The sequence below is a fragment of the Methylobacterium sp. CCH5-D2 genome, assembly GCF_001556475.1.
Taxonomy (GTDB): Bacteria; Pseudomonadota; Alphaproteobacteria; order Rhizobiales; family Beijerinckiaceae; genus Methylobacterium; species Methylobacterium hispanicum.
This window is the reverse complement of sequence record NZ_LSIX01000381.1, coordinates 1-5247: the sequence shown is the minus strand read 5'-3', so window position 1 is coordinate 5247 and position 5247 is coordinate 1. Positions and strand designations below refer to the sequence as shown.

5 protein-coding genes are annotated in these 5247 nt (G+C 74.2%); all 5 read left to right on the top strand.

Features of this window, described 5'->3' with window-relative positions:
• The coding region (locus AX737_RS09755; RefSeq protein WP_156453622.1) for a CpsD/CapB family tyrosine-protein kinase at nucleotides 1-686 on the top strand (686 nt) is incomplete at its 5' end.
• Entirely contained in the window at nucleotides 679-1629 is a 951-nt protein-coding gene (locus AX737_RS09750) for a WecB/TagA/CpsF family glycosyltransferase (protein ID WP_082772973.1), read from the top strand. The genes AX737_RS09755 and AX737_RS09750, both read left to right, overlap by 8 nt.
• An 8-nt stretch (nucleotides 1630-1637) precedes the next feature.
• Entirely contained in the window at nucleotides 1638-2807 is a 1170-nt protein-coding gene (locus AX737_RS09745) for a cellulase family glycosylhydrolase (protein WP_066920934.1), read from the top strand.
• A gap of 23 nt (nucleotides 2808-2830) precedes the next feature.
• On the top strand, nucleotides 2831-3823 hold the full coding sequence (locus AX737_RS09740; RefSeq protein WP_066920932.1) for a sterol desaturase family protein: 993 nt from the start codon (nucleotides 2831-2833) through the stop codon (nucleotides 3821-3823).
• 14 nt (nucleotides 3824-3837) lie between these two features.
• Nucleotides 3838-4959, top strand: coding sequence for a GNAT family N-acetyltransferase (locus AX737_RS09735; RefSeq protein ID WP_066920931.1), 1122 nt, complete (start codon nucleotides 3838-3840; stop codon nucleotides 4957-4959).
• Nucleotides 4960-5247 lie beyond the last annotated feature (288 nt).

The window sequence follows — 5247 nt, the reverse complement described above, 5'->3', positions numbered from 1 at the left end:
GGCACGTGCGGCTCACCGGCGACAGCCGCGAGCACGCGCGCTTCGACGAGGCGATCCGGATGCTCGCCCTGCCGTTGCGCGCCGCGGCCGAGCCGCCGGGCCTCCACGGGCGCGGCATCGAGGGACGCAGCGGCGACACCCTTCTGGTGACCTCCGCGCTCGCCGGCGAGGGCAAGTCGACCGTGTCCGAGCACCTCGCCGAGATGTTCGCCCGCCAGGGCCGCAAGGTCCTGCTGGTCGACGTCGACACGCGCGACGCCCGCCTCACACGCACGCGCCGTGCCGGCCAGAGCCCAGGCATCCTCGACGCGCTGCGGAACGCATCCGATCCGGGGAATTTCATCCACCACGGAACCCTCGATACGATCAGCTTCCTGCCGATCGGCATCGCCCGCGACGACCCGGAGGCCGCCGAGCTGTTCTTCAGCCCGGCGCTCGGACGGGCCGTGGCGGACCTGCGCCGCCGCTTCGACCTGATCGTGCTCGACGGTCCGCACCTCCTGCACGGCGTCGAGGGGCGGCTGCTCCTCGCCCACGCGGACCGTACAGCCCTGGTGGTCGAGTGGGGCCGCACGAGCCGCGAGGATGTCAGGGCGGCGCTCGACCTGTTCGCGCGCGCGCCCGGCAGCCTCGCGGGCATCATCCTCAACAAGGTCGACCGAAAGGCGCTGCGACGCGATGGCTGAACCGCACGGAGAAGGCCGTCAGGCTACGGTGGCGGGGCTGCGGCCAGACGGCCCGCACGGGTTCGGCCCGCACGGGTTCGGCCCGCGCGCGCGCGCGATCGCCCGGGCCGGGCTGCGCCCGCGCCGGGCGGGCGGCGTGGCGGAGCGCGCCGCACCGCACGGCCTTGCGCACGATCCGATCCTGGCCGCGGTGCCGCGCGTCGGCCTCGGCGGCCTGCCGATCGCGGTGCACGGGCGCCGCGAGGCCACGGCGCTGCTGGTCGATCTCGCGCTCGCCCGTCGCGGCCGCCACGAGCCGCCCGCCATCGTCACCTCGGCCAACGGCCAGGTGCTGTCGCTCTGCGCGCGCGATCCCGAGATCCGCCACCTGTTCGAGACGAGCGACCTCATCCACGCGGACGGGGCGCCCCTGGTCTTCGCCTCGTACCTCCGCGAGCCCGCCCGCCGGCTGCCGGAGCGGGTCGCGACCACGGACCTCTTCCACGACGTCGCGCGGGAAGCGGTGCGCCTCGACCTCAGCTTCTACATGCTGGGCTCGACCCGGGAGGGCATGGCGCTGGCCGAGGCGAACGTGCGCGCGCTCTATCCGGACCTGCGGCTCGTGGGTGCCCATCACGGCTATCTCGACGGGGCGGCGGAGGCCGAGCAGGTCGACGCGGTGGCGCGCGCGCGGCCCGACATCCTCTGGCTCGGCATGGGGGTGCCGCGCGAGCAGCGCTTCGCCCTGCGCTGGCGGGCGGCGCTCGCGGGCGTCGGGGTGATCAAGACGTCGGGCGGGCTGTTCGACTTCCTGTCGGGCGCCCGCAGCCGGGCGCCCGACTGGATGCAGCGGTTCGGCCTCGAATGGGCCTACCGGGCGAGCCTCGAGCCGGGGCGCCTGCTGCCGCGCTACGCCGTGACGAACCCGCACGCCCTCTACCTCCTGCTGACGCGGCGCGGCTGAGCGGACGGATGCGCGCGCTCCCCCCCGCCAGACTGCTCGGCCTGCTGCTCGGCCTGACCGTCCTGCCGGTCGCCGCCGCGCCGGACCGGGCCGCCCTGTGCGCGGCGCAAGGGGCGGGCGGCGTGCCGGCCGACCTCGTCGCCCGGCTCGCCCGGGGCTTCAACCTGACGGGCTGGATCGAGGGGGACCGGCCGATGCCGCCGGATCCCGCCCTGCTCGGGCGCCTGCGCGCCCGCGGCCTGAGCCATGTGCGCCTGCCCTTCGACGGCGAGCGCCTGATGCCGGCCTACGGCACGCGGGCGCGCCGGGCGGAGGGGTTGGCGCGCCTCGACGCGGCCCTGCGCCAGCTCCTCGATGCGGGCTTCACGGTCAGCCTCGACATGCATCCGGGCGAGGGCTTCGCCGCCCTGCACCGCGCCGAGCCCGAGCGGGCGCTGGCGATGCTCGACGCGGCCTGGGCGGTGCTGGCCCGGCGCTACGCCGCCCTCGCTCCGGACCGGCTGCTCTTCGAGGTGCTGAACGAGCCGCCGAACGCGGAGGCCTGGACGGGGCAGATGCCGCGCGCGGTCGCCGCCCTGCGGGTCCACGCGCCGGGGCGGATCCTCGTCGTCGCCCCCGGCGGGCCGCAGCGGGTGGAGGCTCTGGCCGCGCTGCCGCCGCTCGCCGACCCGCGCCTCGTCTACGCCGTCCACTTCTACGACCCGATGGCCTTCACCCACCAGGGCAACGACTGGGGCGGGGCCGACGACCCGCTGCGCTCCCTCGGCGGCCTGCCCTTCCCGGCCGCCGCCGAGGACCGGGCCGTGCGGGCCGTCGCGGCCCGCCTCGCCCGCGAGGGGCGGAGCGCCTCCGCCGCCGAACTCGCCGCCCAGATCCGGCAGCCCTGGACCGCGGAGGCGATCGACCGCCAGTTCGCCCCCGTCGGCGACTGGATCGCGCGCCATCGCCGCCCCGTGATCGTCAACGAGTTCGGCGCCCTCGACACCGCGTCCCTGCCCGACCGCGCCCGCTGGCTCGCGGCCGTCCGGGGGGCGGCCGAGCGCCGCTGCATCGGCTGGACCCACTGGGACTACGCCGACGCCTTCGGCTTCGTCGCGCGCCGCGAGGGGCGCGAGCGGCCGGTGGCGCCCCTCCTCGACGCCCTCATCCCTCCGAAGGCCGCGGGCCGCGCGCCCTGAGGCCGCTCCGAGAAGGAACCGTCATGGACGATCCCCTGAGCTTCATCGACGCGATCATCCGGCGCGTCTCGGCGGGCAACCTGCTCGCCGCCGGCCTGCTGCTCGCAACCGCGCTCCTCTGCGCGCTGATCGCCTACCTGCGCACGGCCGAGCGCTACTCGTTGCGCGCGTTCTTCGAGTTCGCGATCCCGCACGAGGTCATCGTCCACCCCTCGGCCCGCGCCGACCTGCTGTTCTGGGTCACCCGGCGCGCGCTGATGCCGTTCCTGATGCTGCCGGCCGGCATCACCTTCGTGGTCGCGGTCGGCTACGCCACCAACCGGGGGCTCGGTGCGCTCCTCGGCATCGACCAGCCGATCCTCGGCGAACCCGGCCCCGTGACGGTCGTGGTCTTCACCCTGACGATGCTCGTCGCCTACGACCTGTCCTACTACCTCTATCACACCGCGCAGCACCGCTTCCCCTTCCTGTGGGAGCTGCACAAGGTCCACCACTCGGCCGAGGTGATGATCGGCATCACGAAGGACCGGGTTCACCCCCTCGACGAGTTGATGAACCGCGCCTGGGACGGGGTGATCCCCGGTATCTGCTTCGGGATCTGGACGCTGCTCTCCCTCGATCCGGTCGAGGTCACGGTCTTCGGCGTCAACGTCTACGTGATGCGCAACATCCTGATGATGGATTTCGTGCGCCACACCCATTTCAAGATCTCGTTCGGCGCGCTCAACCACGTGGTCCTGTGCCCGCACTGGCACCAGCTGCACCACTCCACGGACCCGCGCCACTACGACAAGAATTTCGGCCTGCTGTTCTCGTTCTGGGACCGGCTCTTCGGCACGCTCTGCGTCCCGAAGCCCGACGAGGACTTCAAGTTCGGCATCATGGACCGGGACGCGGCGGCCTACCAGTCGCTGTCCGGGCTCTACATCCTGCCGCTGAAGAAGATGGGCCGGCACATCGTGCGCTTCGGCCGGCGCCTGCGCGGGCTTCCGGACCGGCCCCGGCAGAGCGCCTGAGAGGGGGGAGCGCGATGGAACGCTTCGAGATCGTCGAGACGACGGAGCGGCTCCGGGCGGTCGGGCCGGCCTGGACCGGGCTCTGGGCGGCGAGCAACGCCCTGGTCTTCCAGAGCCATGCCTGGGTGTCGGCGTGGTGGGGAAGCGTGCCGGACCCCGGGCGGCGGCGCCTCAGGATCGTCCTGGCCTGGGACGGTGAGGACCTCGTCGGCGTGCTGCCGCTCGCCACGACGCGCCGCCGCGGCCTGCGCGTCCTCGAATGGGCCGCCAAGGAGTGCAGCGACTTCGCGGACGGGCTCCTCGCCGCGCGCGCGGGGGCCGATCTCCTGCCCCGGATGTGGGCCCATCTCTCGGCCGCGGGCGGGTTCGACCTCGCCTATCTGAGCCATCTGCGGCCCGAGGCGCGGGCCGGCATCCTCGCCCGGGCCCCCGCGGGCGGCGTCCGGCTGCGGCCGAACCACCGCACCGAGCAGAACTGGCGGGTGCGTGGCCCCGTCCCGAGCGGAAAGGCGTGGTTCGACGGGCAGCCGAAGAAGACGCGCCAGAACCACCGCAGGGGGCAGAAGTTCCTCGCCGAGCGGGGCGCGACGACCGCGCGCCTGCTCGCGCCCGGCGAAGCGCTCGACGGGCTGCTGGCCTGGTTCATCGCCCGCAAGCGCGCGTGGCTCGCGGCCAACGGCCTGCCGCCCGGCCTGTTCTACGCGGACGGCTCGGGCGCGCTGCCCGCGATGGTGCGGGTGCTGGACGAGGCCGGGCTGCTGCGCGTCTTCGTGCTGGAATGCGACGGGGCCCCGGTCGCCGCCTCGATCAACTTCGTGCAGGGCGAAACGATGATGGCCTTCGTGACCACCTACGACCCGGCTTTCGAGCGCGCCTCGCCCGGCCTCGTCCTGATGATCGACTACATCGTCTGGGCCTTCGACCACGGGCTGCACACGGTCGATTTCCTCTGCGGCGACGAGGGCTTCAAGGGCCGCTTCGGGACGCAGTGCCTCACGCTCGGCTCGCTGATGGGCGCGCGCACCCTGCCGGGGGCGGCCGCCCACCTCTTCGACCGCGGCGGACGCGGGCTCGCCCGCCGCCTCGCCGCGCACCGGCCGGTGCCGGCGGCCGCGCCGGACGAGGCCGCCGCCTGACCCCGGGCGGGGCGGCGTGCGGCGCGACGAACCGGCACGGATCGGGCAAGAGCGCTCCTGCGCCGAAGCGGACGCCGGTTCGGCGCGAGAGAGCGCGTCGAAACAAGAGGTTAGAGCCGCTCCCGATTGCAACGCGATCGGGAACGGCTCTAAAGGGGATGGCGCGAGGATGGCGGCGGCGGCCGGCATCCAGGATCCCGGCAGCACCATCATGTCCGAGCCCTCGACCCTCATCCACCCGGTGATCCTGTGCGGGGGCTCCGGCACGCGGCTGTGGCCGGCCTCGCG

What these genes read in the sequence shown, in the direction of transcription:
- AX737_RS09750 (WP_082772973.1), top strand. Translation starts at nt 679, where the DNA reads ATGGCTGAACCGCACGGAGAAGGCCGTCAGGCTACGGTGGCGGGGCTG.
- AX737_RS09745 (WP_066920934.1), top strand. Translation starts at nt 1,638, where the DNA reads ATGCGCGCGCTCCCCCCCGCCAGACTGCTCGGCCTGCTGCTCGGCCTG.
- AX737_RS09740 (WP_066920932.1), top strand. Translation starts at nt 2,831, where the DNA reads ATGGACGATCCCCTGAGCTTCATCGACGCGATCATCCGGCGCGTCTCG.
- AX737_RS09735 (WP_066920931.1), top strand. Translation starts at nt 3,838, where the DNA reads ATGGAACGCTTCGAGATCGTCGAGACGACGGAGCGGCTCCGGGCGGTC.